2 protein-coding genes are annotated in these 20,752 nt (G+C 75.1%); both read right to left on the bottom strand.

The features are described 5' to 3' along the window. Window positions 1-119: 119 nt before the first annotated feature. Entirely contained in the window at window positions 120-977 is an 858-nt protein-coding gene (locus GVV04_RS26515; RefSeq protein WP_161691643.1) for a metallophosphoesterase family protein, read from the bottom strand. Between the two features lie 280 nt (window positions 978-1,257). After that, the gene (locus GVV04_RS26510) at window positions 1,258-20,736 is read right to left on the bottom strand and encodes a type I polyketide synthase (RefSeq protein ID WP_161691641.1); all 19,479 of its coding nucleotides are present in this window, start codon (window positions 20,734-20,736) and stop codon (window positions 1,258-1,260) included. Window positions 20,737-20,752: the final 16 nt, after the last annotated feature.

The following is a 20,752-nucleotide window of genomic DNA, read 5'->3' as shown; positions in this document are numbered from 1 at the left end:
GAGTGGACGGTACTGAGCGCCGACCTCACCCCCAACCCCTAACGGACCCCTGATCGGACGGTCCCGAAGGGCCGTCGCGGTGGTCGTCGCAGCGGGACGATCGCCGCTGACGGGGCCGGTCAGACGCGGTGCTGGACGGTCTGCGGAAGAATCTGGCGGAGCCGTCCGGGCGGCGTGGCGCGGCGCCGCCACTCCCGTGGATAGCCGACCGAGACCTCCTCGAAGCGGACCCCGTCGTACCAGGTGGTCCGCGGGATGTGCAGGTGTCCGTACACCGCCACCCGGGCGTCGAAGCGCACGTGCCAGTCGGCCGTGGCCTCGGTGCCGCACCATTGCGCGAACTCCGGATACCGCAGAATCCGGGTGGGTTCCCGGACGAGGGGAAAGTGGTTGACCAGAATGGTGGGCAGCCCGTTCCGCTCCTCGGTGAGCCGCCGCTCGGTGTGGGTCAGCCGGGCCCGGCACCACGCGTCCCGCGTCGGGTACGGGTCGGGGTGCAGCAGGATCTCGTCGGTGCAGACCACGCCGACCTCGTGGGCCCGTTCGAGGGCCTGCTCCTTGGTGTACGTCCCGGGCGGCCGGAAGGTGTAGTCGTACAGCACGAAGAGCGGGGCGACGAGCACCGGATCGCCCTGCGGATCCCAGATCGGGTAGGGATCCTCCGGGGTGACGACGCCGAGGCCCCGACACAGCTCCACCAGGTGCCGGTAGCGGGCCTCGCCCCGGAGCTGGTTCGGGTCGTCGCGGGGCGTCCACAGCTCGTGGTTGCCCGGCACCCAGATCACCTTGGCGAAGCGGCGGCTGAGCAGGCCCAGCGCCCACTCGATGTCGCTGACGAACTCGCCGACGTCGCCGGCCACGATCAGCCAGTCGTCGTCGGACTCCGGCCGCATCCCCTCGACGACGGCCCGGTTCTCCTTGTAGACCACGTGCAGGTCGCTGATGCCGAGCAACTGAGGCAGGCCCGATCCGACCACCCGGACCTCCGTCCATTCCGGGTACCGCGCGCACCCACCACTCGTGCCGATCGGCCGCCGACAAGGCAGGACGAGACGGCCTGACGGGCTCCGACCCTACGAAGCCCGACCCGGCCAGGCACACCCCTAGACGGCAGGTCGGGACCCCTAGGGCTGGCCGGGGGCGGCGCCGGACCGGCCTGGCGTGCCGGACCGGTCGCGCCGCCGTCCCGGGCGGCTCTGGTCCGTGGCCCGGGTCCTCTGGAACGGGGGCCGGGTCCTCTGGAACGGGGGCCGGGTCTCAGGACTTGCCGAACTCGCGCTGGATGATGTCGAACAGCTCCTCCCGGCTGGCCGTGTCGAGTGCCTCCGCGGTCTCCGCCGTCGGCGCGGGGACGGCGGCGGAGGCGGGCCGGCGGGCCCGCCACCTGGCCAGCATGCTCTCCAGGCGGCCGATGACCGCCTCGTCGACCTGGTCGGCGGGCGCCTCGCCGAGGAGCTGGTCGAGCCGTTCGACCTCGGCGGCGATCGGCAGCGCCGGCTGCTCCGGCGCCAGCCCGGCACGCAGGTGTTCGGCGAGGGCGCCGGGGGTGGGGTGGTCGAAGATCAGGGTCGCGGGCAGGCCGAGACCGGTCTCGGCGGTCAGCCGGTTGCGCAGCTCGACCGCCGTGAGGGAGTCGAAGCCCAGCTCGAGGAAGCCGCGACCCGGCCTGATCGCGGCGGGCGTGGCGTGCCCGAGCACCGTCGCGGCGGTGCCGCGTACCAGGTCGAGCAGGATGCGGTCGCGCTCGGACGCCGAGGCGGCGGCCAGCCGCCCCCGCAGGGCCGAGGGGGCGCCGTCGGCGTCGGCGGACGGCGTCTCCTGCGGGGCGGGCTGCGCCTCGGGGATCTCGGCGAGCAGCGGGCTCGGCCGCAGCGCGGTGAACGACGACGCGAACCTGTCCCACCGCACATCCGCCACCACCACCGACACGTCACCCACCCCCAACGCCCACTCCAACCCCACCACCGCCAACTCCGGCGCCATCGCCACCAGACCCCGCCGAGACAACTGCTCCCCAGCCTCACCCACCGCCATCCCCGCCTCGCCCCACGGACCCCACGCCACCGACGTACCCACCAGCCCCCGCGCCCGCCGGGAAACCACCAGCCCCTCCACGAACGCATTCCCCGCCGCATACCCCACCTGGCCAGCCGAACCCCACACCCCCGCGATCGACGAGAAGACCACAAACGCGTCCAGCTCCACGCCGGACAGCAACTCGTCCAGCACCACCGCGCCGCCGACCTTCGCCCGCAGCACCTCCCCCAACTCCGCCGCACCCACCTCGCCCAACGGGGTCATCTGCGCCACCCCCGCCGCGTGCACCACCGCCCGAACCGGATCACCGGACTCCGCGAGGCCCGCCAGCAACCCGGCCACCGCCACCCGGTCGGCCACGTCGCAGGCCACCACCGACGCCCGCGCGCCCGACGCCCGCAGCCCCGCCACCACGTCCGCGCCTTCCGAACCCAACCCGCTCTCGCCGCTACGCGACAGCAACACCACGTGCTCCGCTCCCGCGCCCACCGCCCACCGCGCCACCCGCAGACCCAACGCGCCCGTGCCGCCCGTCACCAGCACGGTCCCCGACAACCGCACCCCACCGCTCGGAGCCGAGCCGACAGCCGCCCGTGCCAACCGCCGGCCGAACACCCCCGACGACCGCACCGCCACCTGGTCCTCCACGCCAGCCGACAAGACCCCGGACAGCCGATCCCACACCCACCCGTCCGCCGCGCCCGGCACATCCACCAGGCCGCCCCACGACCCCGGCAGCTCCAGCCCCGCGACCCGGCCAAGGCCCCACAGCGCCGCGCCCTCGACGTTGTCGAGCACGTCCGACCCGCCCACCGACACCGCCCCGCTGGTCAGCCACCACAGCCGACCCTCGATCCCGGAGTCGGCCAGCGCCTGGACCGCCGTCAGCGCCGTCGACAGGGCGGCGACGGCCGGAAGATCATCCGGCCCGGCCGGGGCGGCCAGCGACAGCAGGGACAGCACGCCGGCGACCCGGCCGCCGGGCCCGGCCGCATCGCTCAGCCGCCCCGCCACCGCGTCCCGGCCCGCGCCGTCGACCAGGACGGGGGCGACCCGGGCCCCCCGGGCCGCCAGGGCGGCGAGGGCCGGGTGGTCCTCCTGCCCCGGCGCGGTCAGCACCAGCCAGGTTCCGGTGAGCGTGCCGGTGGCCGGCACGGCAGCCGTACGCCACTCGACGCGGTACCGCCACGAGTCGACCGTCGACCGCCGCTGCGCGTCCCGCCGCCACCGGGCGAGCTTCGGCAGCAGCGCCGTTGACGACTCGCCCGCGTCGGCCGCGAGTTCCTCGCCCAGCATGCCGAGGTCACCGGACTCGACCGCCGCCCAGAACCGCTCGTCCTCCGGGCCGCTCGCGGTGCCGGAGGCGGGTGCCGGCGCCGGGTCCTCCAGCCAGTAGCGCTGGTGGTCGAAGGCGTAGGTGGGCAGGTCCACGACCCTCGGCCGGACGCCCGCCTGCGCCAGGTAGGCCGACCAGTCCACCGACGTTCCGGCCGCGTACAACTGGCCCACCGCCGCCAGCAGAGACTCCACCTCCGGCCGATCCCGGCGCAGAGTCGCCACCCGACGCGCCTCGCCCCCGGCGACGTCGGCGACCATCGCCGTCAGCACCGCGTCCGGGCCCACCTCCAGGAACACGTCCACCCCGGCATCACGCAGGGCGGTCACCCCGTCGGCGAACCGCACCGGCCGCCGCACATGACGCACCCAGTACTCCGGGTCAGCGATCTCCAACGGATCCGCCAGCACACCCGACACGTTCGACACGATCGCCGCCGACGGCACCCGCCAGTCCAACCCGGCGACCACCGAACGGAACCCGTCCAACATCGGCTCCATCAGCCGGGAGTGGAACGCGTGCGACACGGTGAGGGGCTTGGTCCGCCAGCCCCGGGCCCGGCAGGTGTCCGCCACGAGTTCGACCTCGTCGGCCGCGCCGGAGAGCACCACCGCCGCCGGGCCGTTCACCGCCGCGACGTCCACCGCCGCGCCGGTCACGTCGATGACCAGACGCACGTCGGCCTCGGACGCCGCGACCGCTGCCATCACCCCGCCGGCCGGCAAACCCTGCATCAGCCGACCCCGCGCCGCCACCAGCGTGCACGCGTCCTCCAGCGACAACATCCCCGCCGCGTACGCCGCCGTCACCTCACCCAACGAATGCCCGGCGAAGAAGTCAGCCCGCACCCCCCACGACCGCAGCAACTCCCACAACGCCACCTCCACCGCGAACAACCCGGCCTGCGCGAACACCGTCCGATCCAACAGACCCGCCTCGGCGGACCCCGGCTCGGCGAACATCACCGATGTCAGGGGCTGCGGCAACAACCCGTCCAGGTGCCCGCACACCTCGTCGAGCGCAGCCGCGAACACCGGGAACCGGTCGTGCAGCTCCCGACCCATCCCCACCCGCTGCGAGCCCTGACCCGTGAACAGCACCGCCCGGCGACCCGACGACACCACACCGTCCGCCGACGAACCACCGGACGCCACCGCGTCGAGGCCCGCCACCAGCTCGTTCACCCCGGAGCCCCACACCACGGCACGGTGCTCCAGCGCCGCCCGCCCCGACACCAACGACCCCGCCACATCCGCCACCGCCAGGCCGGACCGGCCGCGCGCGAACGACGCCAGCCGCGCCGCCTGACCCGCCAGCGCCCGCTCCGAGCGCCCCGACACCACCCACGGCACCGGCAACCCCGGAGCCGACTCCGCCCCCCGAGTTGATGCCGACTGCGGCTCCGGCTCTGATTCCGGCTGCTCCAGGATCACGTGCGCGTTCGTCCCCGAGATGCCGAACGACGACACGGCTGCCCGACGCGGACGACCCACCTCGGGCCACCCCCGCGACTCCGTCACCAGGGTCACCGCGCCCGACGCCCAGTCCACGTGCGACGACGGCTCGTCGACGTGCAACGACGCCGGCACGACCCCGTGCCGCATTGCCATGATCATCTTGATGATTCCGGCCGCCCCGGCCGCCGCCTGGGTGTGCCCGATGTTCGACTTCACCGACCCCAACAACAACGGCACATCCCGACCCTGGCCGTACGTCGCCAGCAGCGCCTGCGCCTCGATCGGATCGCCCAGCGTGGTGCCCGTGCCGTGCGCCTCCACCACGTCCACATCAGCCGCCGACAGCCCTGCGCTGGCCAGAGCCTGCCGGATCACCCGCTGCTGGGAAGGGCCGTTCGGCGCGGTGAGACCGTTCGACGCGCCGTCCTGATTCACCGCCGAACCCCGCACCACCGCCAGAACCCGACGGCCCTCCCGCCGCGCGTCCGACAGCCGCTGCACGAGCAGCACGCCGACGCCCTCGGACCAGCCCGTCCCGTCCGCCGCCTCGGCGAAGGACCTGCACCGCCCGTCGGCCGAGAGGCCGCCCTGGATCGAGAACTCGGCGAAGGTGGCCGGGGAGGCCATCACGCAGACGCCCCCGGCCAGCGCGAGATCGCACTCGCCGGACCGCAGCGCCTGGGCCGCCAGGTGCAACGCGACCAACGACGACGAGCACGCCGTGTCCACCGTCACCGCCGGCCCCTCGAACCCGAACGAGTACGCCACCCGACCCGACAGCACGCTGGTCGCGTTGCCGGTGAGCAGGTGACCGCCGACCTCCTTGGCGCGGCCGACTGAGCCGTTCGCGTACCCCTGGAAGCTGGCTCCGGCGAAGACGCCGACGGCGCCGCCCTTGAGGCTGGTCGGGTCGATGCCCGCCGACTCGATCGCCTCCCAGGACGTCTCCAGCAGCAGCCGCTGCTGCGGGTCCATGGCGAGGGCCTCGCGCGGGGAGATGCCGAAGAACTCGGCGTCGAACTCACCCGCGTCGTGGACGAAGCCGCCCCTTCGGGCGAACGACGTGTCGGACATGCCGCTGCCCAGGACGTTGTCCCAGCCCCGGTCGAGCGGGAACTCGGAGATGCCGTCGCGGCCGTCGGCGAGCAGTTGCCACAGCTCGTCGGGCGTGCCGACGCCACCGGGGAGGCGGCAGCCCATGCCGACGATGACGATCGGGTCGTCGTCCAGCGCGGCGGGGCGGATCTCGGCCGGCGAGTCGGCCGACGCACCGACCAGGGTGTCGCGGAGGAGGGCGACCAGGGCCGCCGGAGTCGGGTGGTCGAAGACGAGGGTGCTGGGCAGCGCCAGGCCGGTCTCGGCGATCAGCCGGTTACGCAGCTCGACCGCGGTGAGCGAGTCGAACCCGAGGCGCTGGAACGCCCGGTCCGCCGGGACGGACTCCACGCCGGCGTGGCCGAGCACCGAGGCGACCTGGGAACGTACGAGATCGAGCAGGAAGGCCTCGGCGTCGGCGGCCGGCAGGGCCGCGAGCCGCTCGCGCAGCGCGGACGCCTGGTCGGTGGGGCCGCCAACGGTCGGGGTGGCCGCCGCGAGCGCCGCCTGGGCCTCGGGGATCTCGGCGAGCAGCGGGCTCGGCCGCAGCGCGGTGAACGACGACGCGAACCTGTCCCACCGCACATCCGCCACCACCACCGACACGTCACCCACCCCCAACGCCCGCTCCAACCCCACCACCGCCAACTCCGGCGCCATCGCCACCAGACCCCGCCGGCTCAGCTGCTCCCCAGCCTCGCCCACCGCCATACCGGCGTCGCCCCACGGACCCCACGCCACCGACGTGCCCGTCAGCCCACGCGCCCGCCGGGACGCCACCACGGCGTCCACGAACGCATTCGCCGCCGCATACCCCACCTGACCAGCCGAACCCCACACGCCGGCGATCGACGAGAAGACCACGAACGCGTCCAACTCCACGCCGGACAACAACTCGTCCAGCACCACCGCGCCGCCGACCTTCGCCCGCAGCACCTCCCCCAACTCCGCCGCACCCACCTCGCCCAACGGGGTCATCTGCGCCACCCCCGCCGCGTGCACCACCGCCCGAACCGGATCACCAGACCCCGTCAGACCGTCGAGCAACCCGGCCACCGCATCCCGATCGGCCACGTCACAGGCCGCCACCGACACCCGCGCGCCCAGCCCTCGCAGCTCCTCCACCGCACCCGCGACGCCCGGCGCACCGTCGCCCCGCCGAGACACCAACACCACGTGCTCGGCACCGGCGCCGACCGCCCACCGCGCCACCCGCAGCCCCAGCGCACCGGTGCCACCCGTCACCAGGACCGTCCCCGACAACCGTGCACCAGCACCAGCACCCGCACCCGCGCGCACCAACCGCCGCACGAACACACCCGACGACCGCACCGCCACCTGGTCCTCACCGCCACCCGCCAACACCCCGCACAGCCGGTCCCACACCCACCCGTCCGCCGCACCCGGCACATCCACCAGGCCACCCCACCGGCCCGGCTCCTCCAACGCCACCACCCGGCCCAGTCCCCAGATGGCGCTGGCCGTGGCGTCGAGCGCCGTGTCGTCGGAGCCGTCCACCGAGACCGCGCCGCTGGTCAGCCACCACAGGCGACCGGCTGCGCCCGCATCGGTCAGCGCCTGGACCACGGTCAGTGCCTCGGCCACCCCGGCACCGGCGAGGGACATCACGCAGAGCAGACCGGCGACCGGTTCGCCCGCCCGCACCGCGTCGGCGAGCTGCCGCGCGATCCGGTCCCGGTCCATGCTGTCGATCACCACGGGTACGACCCGGGCGCCCCGGGCCGCCAGCGCGGCGACGGCCGGGTGGTCCTCCTGGCCGGGCAGCATCGGCACCAGCCACGTGCCCGTCAGGGCGGCACGACCGTCGACCGTGTGCGACCGCCACACGATGTGGTACCGCCACGAGTCGACCGTCGACCGGCGCTGCGCGTCCCGGCGCCACCGGGCGAGCTTCGGCAGCACCGCGCCGAACGGCTCGTCCGCGCCCACGCCCACCTCGTCGCCGAGCAGGGCCGGGTCGCCGGATTCCACCGCCGCCCAGAACCGCCCGTCGAGGGCGTCTTCGCGGGTGGCGAGGTCGGTCGACGCCGACGGCTCGGCCCAGTACCAGGCACGATCGAAGGCGTAGCTGGGCAGGTCCACGGCCCCCGGCCGGACGCCCGCCTGCGCCAGGTAGGCCGACCAGTCCACCGGCATGCCGGCCGTGTGCAGCTGACCCACCGCCGCCAACAGCGACTCGACCTCCGGACGGTCCCGCCGCAGCGTCGCCACCCGACGCACCCCGCCACCGGAGGCGACCTCGGCGACCATCGCCGTCAACACCGCGTCCGGCCCCACCTCCAGGAACACATCCACCCCGGCCGCCCGCAACGCGCCTATCCCGTCGGCAAAACGCACCGGCTGCCGCACGTGACGCACCCAATACGCCGGATCAACCAACTCCAGGGGGTCCGCCACCGCACCGGTCACGTTCGACACCACCGGCACCGCCGGGGCCCGCCACGACAGCCCGGCCACCACGGCGGCGAACTCGTCGAGCATCGGCTCCATCAACGGACTGTGGAACGCGTGACTCACCGCCAACCGGCGAGTACGCACACCCCGCTCCCGCCAGGTTCGCTCCACCTCGTCCAACGCCCCGACCGCGCCCGACACGACGACGGCCGCCGGCCCGTTGACCGCCGCGATCCCCACCCGACCGGCCAGCCCTTCCAGGACGGCCAACACCTCCGCCTCGGACGCCGCCACCGCCAACATCCCCCCGCCGGCCGGCAACGCCTGCATCAACCGACCCCGCGCCGCCACCAACACACACGCGTCCTCCAACGACAACATCCCCGCCGCATACGCCGCCGTCACCTCACCCAACGAATGCCCGGCGAAGAAATCAGCCCGCACCCCCCACGACCGCAACAACTCCCACAACGCCACCTCCACCGCGAACAACCCCGCCTGCGCGAACACCGTCCGATCCAACAGACCCACCTCAGCGGAAGCCCCGAAAACCACCTCCCGCAACTGCGGAAGATCGCCGTCGAACTCGGCATCGATCAAACCGCACACCCGATCGAAAGACTCCGCGAACACCGGGAACCGGTCGCACAACTCCCGACCCATCCCGGCCCGCTGCGCACCCTGACCCGTAAACAGCACCGCCCGACGACCGGACGACACCACGCCCGACGCCGCCGCACCCGCCGACACCACACCACCCGACGCCACCGCGTCCAGGCCCGCCACCAGCTCGTCCACGCCCGAGCCCCACACCACCGCCCGGTGCTCCAACGCCGCCCGGCCCGACACCAACGACCACGCCACGTCCACCGCCGCCAGGCCGGAGCTTCCCCGCGCGAACGACGCCAACCGCGCCGCCTGACCCACCAACGCCCGCCCCGAGCGCCCCGACACCACCCACGGCACCGGCAACCCCGGAACAGACTCCACCCCCGGAACCGACTCCGGCTCCGGAACCGACTCCGGCTCCGGTTCCGGCTGCTCCAGGATCACGTGCGCGTTGGTGCCGGAGATGCCGAACGACGACACCCCCGCCCGGCGCGGCCGGCCCACCTCGGGCCACCCCCGCGCCTCAGTCGCCAACTCGACCGTCCCCGCCGCCCAGTCCACGTGCGACGACGGCTCGTCCACGTGCAGGGTCGCCGGCACCACCCCATGCCGCATCGCCAGGACCATCTTGATGATCCCCGCGACACCCGCCGCCGCCTGCGTATGACCGATGTTCGACTTCACCGACCCCAACAACAACGGCACATCCCGACCCTGCCCGTACGTCGCCAGCAAAGCTTGCGCCTCGATCGGATCACCCAACGTCGTACCCGTACCGTGCGCCTCCACCACATCCACATCCACCGCCGACAACCCAGCGCTGGCCAGCGCCTGCCGGATCACCCGCTGCTGCGACGGACCATTCGGCGCCGTCAACCCATTCGACGCACCGTCCTGATTCACCGCCGAACCCCGCACCACCGCCAGAACCCGACGACCATCCCGCCGCGCATCCGACAACCGCTGCACCACGATGACACCGACGCCCTCGCCCCACGCGGTGCCGTCGGCAGCCTCGGCGAACGCCTTGCACCGCCCGTCGGCCGACAGCCCGCCCTGCCGGGAGAACTCGATGAACGCGCCCGGGGTGGCCATGACGGTGACGCCGCCGGCCAGCGCGAGGTCGCACTCGCCGGACCGCAGCGCCTGGGCCGCCAGGTGCAACGTGACCAGCGACGACGAGCACGCGGTGTCGACCGTCACCGCCGGGCCCTCGAACCCGAACGAGTACGCCACCCGACCCGACAGCACGCTGGCGGAGGCGCCCGTGGCCCCGTACCCGGTCAGCGCCTCACCGGCCTGGCGCACCACGGTCCCGTAGTCCTGGCCGTTGGTGCCGGCGAACACCCCGACGCGGGCCCCGCGCAGGGCGAGGGGGTCGATCCGGGCGTCCTCGAACGCCTCCCACGACGTCTCCAGCAGCAGCCGCTGCTGCGGGTCCATGGCGAGGGCCTCGCGCGGCGAGATGCCGAAGAACTCGGCGTCGAACGCGCCCGCCTCGTGCAGGAACGCCCCCCGGCTGACGTACGACGACTCGGCGGAGTCACGCAGGGACGCCAGGTCCCAGTGCCGGTTGGTCGGGAACTCCGACATCGCGTCGACGCCGCCGACGAGCAGGTCCCACAGCTCGGCCGGGGACCCGGCGCCGGCCGGGAAGCGGCAGCCCATGCCGACGATGACGATCGGGTCGTCGGCGACGACCGGGCCGCCGACCACGGTCGGTGCGGGCAGGGCCCACCCGCCGAGCAGTTCGGCGTGGATGTGACCGGCGAGGACGGTCGGGTTCGGGTAGTCGAACGCGAGGGTGCTGGGCAGCGTGAGGCCGGTGGCCGCGTCCAGCCGGTTGCGTAGTTCCACGGCGGCCAGGGAGGTGAAACCGAGGTCCTGGAACGCCCGGTCGGGTGCCACCCGGTCCGCGGAGTCGTGGCCGAGCACGGCGGCGACCTCGCCGCGTACGAGGTCACGCAGTGCGCGCACCTGCTCCGTGCCGGACATCGCCGCGAGCCGGGCGAGCAGCGCGGACGTCGGCGCCGGGCCGGCGACGGCGGGCGCGGCCGGCGCTGCCTCGGCCACCAGGTCCCGGGTGAGCGGGTCGGGGCACGTGCCGGCGACGGCCGCCACCCGGGCCCAGTCGACGTCGGCCACCACGAGGTACGTCTCGTCGCGCCCGAGCGCCGCTGGCAGGGCCTCGACGGCGGTCCGGGGTGCCATGGCCCCGAATCCGTCCCGGGCCAGGCGCTGTTCGAACTCACCGGCGCTCACCCCGCCGTCGGCCCAGAGGCCCCAGGCGAGCGAGGTCGCCGGGAGCCCCTCGGCGCGGCGCCGCTGGGCCAGCGCGTCGAGGAAGGCGTTGCCCGGCGCGTAGGTGGCCTGGCCGGCCCCGCCCATGATGCCGGCGAGGGAGGAGAAGAGCACGAAAGCCGACAGGTCCGCGCCGCGGGTCAGCTCGTCGAGGTTGGTGGCGGCGGTCACCTTGGCCCGGAGCGCGGCGGCCATCTGGTCGACGGTCACCGCGTCGATCACGTTGTCGTCGAGCGCGGCGGCGGTGTGCACGACGGCGGTCAGGGGGAGATTGTCGGGGACCGACCGCAGCAGGTCGGCGAGCGCGGCGCGGTCGGCCACGTCGCAGGACGCCACGGTGACCCGGCTGCCGAGATCGGTCAGCTCGTCGACGAGCGCCCCGACGCCCGACGCCTGCGGGCCCCGGCGGCTGGCGAGCAGGAGGTGTTCGGCGCCGGCGGCGGCGAGGGCGCGGGCCACGTGTCCGCCGAGTGCGCCGGTGCCTCCGGTGATCAGCACGGTGCCGCGCGGCGTCCACGGGTCGCGGGGGCGGCCGTCGCCGTAGGCGGCCCGGACGAGCCGGCGGGCGTGGCAGCCGTTGGCGCGCAGGGCAACCTGATCCTCCGCGCCGGGGCCGGCGAGGAGCGTGCGGAGGGTCCGGACGGCGCCCCGGTCGGGGCGTTCGGGCAGGTCCACCAGTCCGCCCCAGCGGTGCGGGTGCTCGGCGCGCAGCACGCCGCCGAAGCCCCACGTTATCGCCTGGGCGGGGTCGACGTGCCGGTCTCGGGAGCCGACGGAGACCGCGCCCCGGGTGGCGATCCAGAGCCGGGCGGCCAGCCCGGCGTCGCCGAGGGCCTGCGCGAGCACGATCGTGCCGGCGAGGCCGGCGGGCACGGTCCCGGTCTCCCCGTACGGCCGGTCGTCGAGCGCGAGGAGGGACAGGACGGCGGTGCCGACGCGGTCCCGGTCCGCCACGGCGTCGGTCAGGTCCCGGGCGAGGCGCTTGCGGTCGCAGCCGGCCTCGACCCGAACGGTGCGCGTCCGGCCGGGGTCGAGCGCGGCCACCCAGTCGGCCACGGACGGGTCGGCGTCGGCGGGTACGACCAGCAGGAAGTCCGTGGCCTCGGGCCGGGTGGGGTCGTCCACGACCGGCTGCCAGGCCACCCGGTACCGCCAGGAGTCGAGTGTCGCCTCGACCTCCCGGCGACGCCGCCAGGTGGACAGCGCTGGGAGCACCTCGGCGAGCGGGGTGTCCGCGTCGACGGCCAGGCTCTCGGCGAGGGCCGCCACGTCCTCCGCGTCGATGGCACGCCAGAAGGCGTCGTCCTCGGCGGTGCGCCGGGTGCCTGCGGGGCGGTGGGACCGGGTGGCCGCGTTGAGCCAGTAGCGCTGGTGGTCGAAGGCGTAGCTGGGCAGGTCGAGAACCCTCGGTCGCGCCCCGGCCTGCGCGAGGTACGCGGCCCAGTCCACCGACACACCCGCCGCGTGCAACTGACCCACCGCCGCCAGCAGCGACTCCACCTCCGGACGGTCCCGACGCAGCGTCGCCACCCGACGCACCCCGTCACCGGCGGCGACCTCAGCGACCATCGCGGTGAGGACCGCGTCCGGCCCCACCTCCAGGAACACATCCACCCCGGCGTCACGCAGAGCGGTGACCCCGTCGGCGAACCGCACCGGCTGCCGCACATGACGCACCCAGTACGCCGGATCAACCAGCTCCAAGGGGGCCGCCACCGCACCGGTCACGTTCGACACCACCGACACGGTCGGGGCCCGCCACGACAGCCCGGCCACCGCGGCGGCGAACTCGTCGAGCATCGGCTCCATCAGCGGACTGTGGAACGCGTGGCTCACCGCGAGCCGTCGAGCGCGCACGCCCCGCTCCCGCCAGGTTCGCTCCACCTCGTCCAACGCCTCGACCGCGCCGGAAACGACGACGGCCGCCGGCCCGTTGACGGCGGCGATCCCGACCCGGTCGGCCAGCCCTTCCAGGACGGCCAGCACCTCGGCCTCGGACGCGGCCACCGCCAACATGCCCCCACCGGCCGGCAGGGCCTGCATCAGCCGGCCCCGCGCCGCCACGAGGACACACGCGTCCTCCAGCGACAACATCCCCGCCGCGTACGCCGCCGTCACCTCACCAACCGAGTGACCGGCGAAGAAGTCGACCCGCACCCCCCACGACCGCAACAGCTCCCACAACGCCACCTCCACCGCGAACAACCCCGCCTGCGCGAACACCGTCCGGTCCAACAGCCCAGCCTCGGCGGAGGGCGCCAACACCACCTCCCGCAACGGCGGGAGATCGCCACCGAACTCGGCTTCGATCAGCCCACACACCCGATCGAAGCACTCCGCGAACACCGGGAACCGGTCATACAACTCCCGACCCATCCCGGCCCGCTGCGACCCCTGACCCGTGAACAGCACCGCCCGACGACCCGACGACACCACACCCGCCGACACCGCACCGCCGGCCGCCACCGCGTCCAGACCCGCCACCAACTCACCCACACCCGAACCCCACACCACCGCACGGTGCTCCAACGCCGCCCGCGACGACACCAACGACCACGAGACGTCCACCACCGACAGGTCAGACCGGCCCCGCGCGAACGACGCCAACCGCCCCACCTGACCCACCAACGCCCGCTCCGAACGAGCCGACACCACCCACGGCACCGGCAACCCGACGGGCTCGTCGTCGTCGGCGGTCGCGGGGGCCGGCTCGTTGTCGCCCTGTTCGAGGACGACGTGCGCGTTGGTGCCGGAGATGCCGAACGACGACACCGCCGCCCGACGCGGACGACCCACCTCGGGCCACCCCCGCGCCTCGGTCGCCAACTCGACCGTCCCCGCCGACCAGTCCACGTGCGACGACGGCTCGTCCACGTGCAGGGTCGCCGGCACCACCCCATGCCGCATCGCCAGGACCATCTTGATGATCCCCGCGACACCCGCCGCCGCCTGCGTATGACCGATGTTCGACTTCACCGACCCCAACAACAACGGCACATCCCGACCCTGCCCGTACGTCGCCAGCAAAGCTTGCGCCTCGATCGGATCACCCAACGTCGTACCCGTACCGTGCGCCTCCACCACATCCACATCCACCGCCGACAACCCAGCGCTGGCCAGCGCCTGCCGGATCACCCGCTGCTGCGACGGACCATTCGGCGCCGTCAACCCATTCGACGCACCGTCCTGATTCACCGCCGAACCCCGCACCACCGCCAGAACCCGACGACCATCCCGCCGCGCATCCGACAACCGCTGCACGAGCAGCACGCCGACGCCCTCGGACCAGCCCGTCCCGTCCGCCGCCTCGGCGAAGGACTTGCACCGCCCATCGGGGGCCATGCCGCGCTGGCGGGAGAAGTCGATGAAGGTGTCGGGGGTGGCCATCACGGTCACGCCGCCGGCCAGCGCCAGGTCGCACTCGCCGGAGCGCAGCGCCTGCACCGCCAGGTGCAACGCGACCAACGACGACGAGCACGCCGTGTCCACCGTCACCGCCGGGCCCTCGAACCCGAACGAGTACGCCACCCGACCCGACAGCACGCTGCTGGCGGTGCCGACGCCGAGGTGGCCGTCGAGGGCCTCGGGAACGTCGACCAGGCTTGCGGAGTGGTGGTGGTACATCATGCCGGCGAACACCCCGACCGGGCGACCGCGCAGGGCGAGCGGGTCGATCCGGGCGTCCTCGATCGCCTCCCAGGACGTCTCCAGCAGCAGCCGCTGCTGCGGGTCCATGGCCAGGGCCTCGTGCGGGGAGATCTTGAACAGGTCGGCGTCGAAGTCGCCGGCGTCGACCAGGAAGCCGCCCTCCCGGGCGTAGCTGCTGCCCCGGCGGGCGCCGGACGGGTCGTAGAGGTCGCCGAGGTCCCAGCCACGGTCGGTCGGGAAGCCGGTGATGCCGTCCCCGCCTGCGGTGAGGAGGTCCCACAGTTGTTCCGGCGAGCGCACTCCGCCGGGGAACCGGCAGCTCAGGCCGATGATCGCGATCGGGTCGTCGAGGGCTGCGGCGGTGCCGGGCAGCGCCGGCAGCGGGTCGGCGCCGCCCCCGGTCTCGGCGTCCAGGTGGTCGGCGAGCCGGAGCGGGGTGGGGTAATCGAACACGAGGGTCGCGGGGAGCCGCAGCCCGGTCTCCGCGCCGAGCCGGTTGCGCAGCTCGACGGCGGTCAGCGAGTCGAACCCCAGTTCGGTGAACGGGCGGCCGGCCTCGATGGCGGCCGTGTCGGCGTACCCGAGGACCGCCGCCACCTGGTCCAGGACGAGCCGCAACAGGGCGGCGGCGCGCTCGGCGCGGTCCAGCCCGGCCAGCCGCCCGGCCAGGGTGAGGGGCTCGGCGGGGCCGGACCGGGCGGCCCGCCGCCGGGACGGTCGGACCAGGCCGCGCAGCACCGCGGGCAGGGTGCCGGCCTCGGCCTGGGAGCGCAGCGCCGGGCCGTTCAACGCCACGGGGACCGCGACCGGCAGGCCGGTGCGCAGGGCGGCGTCGAAGAGGGCGAGGCCGTCGGCCGGGGCGATGGGGCGGGCGCCGGAGCGGGCGAGCCGGTCGGTGTCGGCGCGGCCGAGGGCGGCGGTCATGCCGCCGCCCGACTCGGCCCACGGCCCCCAGGCCAGGGAGAGGGCGGGCAGGCCGGCGGCCCGCCGGCGGTGGGCGAGGGCGTCGAGGAAGGCGTTGGCGGCGGCGTAGTTGGCCTGCCCGGGGCTGCCGGTCACGCCGGCGGCCGAGGAGTACGTGACGAACAGGGCGAGGTCGCTGCCGGCGGTCAGCTCGTGCAGGTGCCGGACGGCGTCCACCTTCGGCCGCAGCACCTGCGCCAGGGTGTCGGGGGTGAGCGAGGTGAGGGTGCGGTCGGCCAGCACCCCGGCGGTGTGCACGACGCCGGTCAGCGGGTGGGCGGGGTCGATCCCGTCCAGGAGCGCGGCGAGGGCGTCGCGGTCGGCCGCGTCGCACGCCTCGACCCGGGCCGTCGCGCCCAGGTCGGCCAGGTCGGCGAGCAGCTCCGCGACGCCGGCGGCGCCGGCGCCGCGCCGGCCGGTGAGCAGCAGGTGCCGGGCACCGTGCCGGGTGACCAGGTGACGGGCGAGCAGCGCGCCCAACGCGCCGGTGCCGCCGGTGACGAGGACGGTGCCGGCCGGGTCGAGCGCCGGCGCGGGTGCCGCCGGTTCCGGGTCGGCGGCCACGAGGCGGGGCACCCGGACCTCCCCGGCGCGCACCGCCGCCTGCGGCTCGTCGCCGCCGAGCAGGCCGGCGAGGGCGGACGCGGAGCGCTCGTCGTCGTCGACGTCGACGAGCAGGAACCGGCCGGGGTGTTCGGCCTGCGCGGAGCGCACCAGGCCCCACACGGCGGCGGCGGCCGGGTCGGCGACGTCCCCGTCGTGGTCCACGGCGACGGCCCCGCTGGTCAGGACCACCAGCCGGGAGCCGTCGGTGTGCCGGTCCCCGGCCAGCCAGCCCTGGAGGACGGCGAGGGTGTCGGCGAGCAGTTCGTGCGTCCCGGCCGGGTCGGCGTCGGCGGGGCCGGTCACCGGGAGCAGGACGACGTCCGGCACCCCGGCGTCGAGGAGCGCGCCCAGGTCGGCGTGGCGGGTGGCGACGGTGCCGGCCGGCAGCGGCGCGGGGCGGTCGCCGAGCACCGCCCAGGCGGGGCTGTCGGCGGGGCCGCCGGTCTGCGGGTGCCGGGGCCAGTCGAGGCGGAACAGGGAGTTGCGCCACGGCGACCCGGCGGGGGTCAGGTCGCCGGCCGGCAGGGGCCGCAGGGCCAGCGAGCCGACCCGCGCGACGGGTGCGCCGGCGGCGTCCGCGACCAGCATGGTGACGGTGTCCGGGGCGGTCGGGGTGAGCCGGACCCGCAGGGTGTCCGCGCCGTGGGCGTACACCGTGACGTCGGACCAGGCGAACGGCAGCCGGGCCTCGCCGGCCTCGACGAGTCCCAGCCCGACGGCCTGCACGGCGGCGTCGAGCAGGGCGGGGTGCAGTCCGTACGCGTCGGCCTCGGCGGCGGCCGGCTCGGGGAGCGCCACCTCGGCGTACACGTCTGCGCCGACGCGCCAGGCGGCGCGCAGGCCCTGGAACGCCGGGCCGTAGGCGAAGCCGGCCTCGGCGGCCCGCGCGGCCGGCTCGGCCACGTCCAGGGGTGTCGCGCCGGATGGCGGCCAGTCGGCCAGTCCCTGGCCGGCCTCCGCACCGCCGACCGGGGCGAGCAGGCCGGTGGCGGCCTCCGCACCGCCGACCGGGGCGAGCAGGCCGGTGGCGGCCTCCGCACCGCCGACCGGGGCGAGCAGGCCGGTGGCGGCCGGGGCGAGCAGTCCGGTGGCGTGCCGGACCCACAGGTCGTCGGTGCCGGACCGGCGGCCGTGCACGGTGACCTGCCACGCGTCGCCGGAGTCGCCGGCGCGTTCGACGGCGACCTGCACGTCGACGCCACCGGTGTCGGGGAGGATGAGCGGGGTTTGGAGGGTCAGCTCGGTGAGCACGTCGGCGTCGACCTCCGCGCCGGCGCGCAGCGCCAGCTCGACGAGGCCGGTGCCGGGGAACAGCACGGCGCCGCGCACCGCGTGCTCGGCCAGCCAGGGGCTCGTCTCGACGGACAGCCGGCCGGTGAGGGTGACCTCGTCGCCGTCGGCCGAGCGGAACACCGCGCCGAGCAGCGGGTGACCGGTGGGGGTCAGCCCGGCGGCGGTCACGTCGGCGGGCTGCGGCAGCGGCAGCAGCCAGTAGCGGTCCCGCTGGAACGCGTACGTGGGCAGGTCCACCGGCGCGGCCGGGCCGGCGAACAGGGCGGTCCACCGCACCGGCACGCCACGGGTCCACAGGGTCGCGGCGGCGGCGAGGGCGGTGGCGGCCTCGTCCTGGTCGGCGCGCAGCACCGGCGCGTACGCGGCCTGGTCGTCGCCGGTGATCTCCTGGGCCAGCGCGGACAGCACGCCGCCGGGGCCGACCTCCACGAACGCGCCGACGCCGTGCTCGCGCAGGGTGGCCACGGCGGCGTCGAACCGGACGGTGTCGCGGACGTTGCGCAGCCAGTACGCCGGGGAGCAGATCTCCTCCGGGGTGAGCACCGTGCCGGTGACGGTGGAGACCACCGGGATCCGGGGCGCGGCGAAGGTGAGCTGCCCGAGCACGGCCGCGAACGCGTCGCGCATCGGGTCCATCCGGGCGGAGTGGAACGCGTGGCTGACCCGCAGTCGTCGGGTTGACCGGCCCAGGGCGGCGAAGTGTTCGGCGACGGCGAGCACCGCGTCCTCGGCGCCGGAGACGACGACGGAGTCGGGGCCGTTCACGGCGGCCAGTTCCGCCCCGGGCGCGTCGGCCAGGTGGGTGCGCACCTCCGCCTCGCCGGCCCGGACGGACACCATGGCGCCGCCGGAGGGCAGCGCCTGCATGAGGGCGCCCCGGGCGGCGACCAGCCGGGCGGCGTCCGGCAGGGACAGCACGCCGGCCAGGTGCGCGGCGGTGACCTCGCCGACGGAGTGGCCGGCGAGGAAGTCCGGGACGACGCCCCAGGACTCGACGAGCCGGTAGGCGGCCACCTCGACGGCGAAGAGGGCCGCCTGCGCGTACCCGGTGCGGTCGAGCAGCTCGGCGGGGCCGTCGAGGACGGCGTCGAGGGGCCGGTCGAGGTGCCGGTCCAGTTCGGTGCGGGCGGCGTCGAAGGCGGCGGCGTAGGCGGGGAACGCGGCGTACAGCCGGCGGCCCATGCCGACGCGCTGGGCGCCCTGGCCGGTGCAGAGCACGGCGAGGCGGGTGGGGCTGGCGATGCCGCGCCGCACGGTGGCGGCGGGGACGGCGTCGGCCAGCGCGGACAGCCCGGCGAGGAGGTCGTCTGGGTGCTCACCGAGCAGCACGGCCCGGTGTTCGAGGGCGGACCGGCCGGCGGCGAGGGCCCGGCCCAGCGTGGCCGGCGGGACGTCGGGGTGCTCGGCGAGCCAGGACCGCAGCCGCCGCGCCTGGGCGGTCAGCGCGGCGGCGCTGCGGGCGGAGAGCACCCAGGGCAGCGGGTCGGGGCCGGTGACTGCTCCGGCCGGCGGCTCGACCTCGGAACCGGCCAAGGGCTCCACCACAGGAGCGGCCGAGGGCTCCGCCACAGGGCCGGCCGGTGGCTCCGCCACGGGGGCGGCCTCGACGATGACGTGGGCGTTGGTGCCGCTCACCCCGAAGGAGGAGACGCCGGCCCGGGCCGGGCGGGCGGCGGTCGGCCAGGGTTGGGCCTCGCGGAGCAGGCTGACCGCGCCGGCCGTCCAGTCGACGTGCGGGGACGGCTCGTCGAGGTGCAGGCTGCGGGGCAGGACGCCGTGCCGCATCGCCATGACCATCTTGATCACGCCGGCGACCCCGGCGGCGGCCTGGGTGTGCCCGAGGTTGGACTTGATCGAGCCGAGCCACAGGGGCCGGTCGGCGGGCCGCTCGCGGCCGTACGTGGCGATGACCGCCTGCGCCTCGATCGGGTCGCCGAGCCGGGTGCCGGTGCCGTGCGCCTCGACGGCGTCCACGTCGGCGGGGGTGAGCCGGGCGTTCGCGAGGGCCTGGCGGATCACCCGCTGCTGGGAGGGGCCGTGCGGGGCGGTGAGTCCGTTGCTGGCCCCGTCCTGGTTGACGGCGGTGCCGCGGACCACGGCGAGCACGGGGTGGCCGTTGCGCCGGGCCTCGGAGAGCCGTTCGAGCAGGAGCAGGCCGGCGCCCTCGCTCCAGCCGGTGCCGTCGGCGGTGGCGGAGAAGGACTTGCACCGGCCGTCGGGGGACAGGCCCCGCTGCCGGCTGAAGCCGACGAACGTGTCCGGGCTGGACATCACGGTGACGCCCCCGGCCAGGGCGAGGGTGCACTCGCCGGAGCGCAGCGCCTGCGCGGCGAGGTGCAGGGCGACCAGGGACGACGAGCAGGCGGTGTCCACGGTGACGGCCGGGCCCTCGAAGCCGAAGGTGTAGGCGATCCGGCCGGACACGACGCTGCCGTGGTTGCCGGTGCCGACGAACGCCTCGACCTCGTCGGGCACGCCGTTGAGGCGGGACACGTAGTCGTGGTACATGACGCCGGTGAAGACGCCGGTCCGGCTGCCCTTCAGGGACTCGGCGGCGATGCCGGCCCGCTCGACGGCCTCCCAGGCGACCTCAAGCAGCAGCCGCTGCTGCGGGTCCATCGCCAGGGCCTCGCGGGGCGAGATGCCGAAGAAGCCGGCGTCGAACTCGCCGGCGTCGAGCAGGAAGCCGCCCTCGCGGGTGTACGACTTGCCGTGCGCCTCCGGGTCGGGGTCGTAGAGGTTCTCCACGTCCCAGCCCCGGTCGGCGGGGAACGGCGTCACCGCGTCCCCGCCGGCCTCGACCAGCCGCCACAGCGCCTCGGGGCTGTGCACCCCGCCCGGGTAGCGACAGGCCATTCCCACGATCGCGATGGGCTCGTGGTTCTGCTCGTCGGCGGCCCTCAGGCGCTCGCTGGTCTCGTGCAGGTCAGCGGTGACGCGCTTGAGGTACTCGCGGAGCTTGGCTTCGTTCGCCATCGGTAGATCACCTGTC

It is taken from the genome of Micromonospora rubida (assembly GCF_009908295.1).
GTDB classification, from domain to species: Bacteria; Actinomycetota; Actinomycetes; order Mycobacteriales; family Micromonosporaceae; genus Micromonospora; species Micromonospora rubida.
This window is presented reverse-complemented; position numbering and strand designations above follow the sequence as displayed.

Coding starts and splice junctions, on each gene's coding strand:
- GVV04_RS26510 (WP_161691641.1), bottom strand. CDS start 20,736: ATGGCGAACGAAGCCAAGCTCCGCGAGTACCTCAAGCGCGTCACCGCT.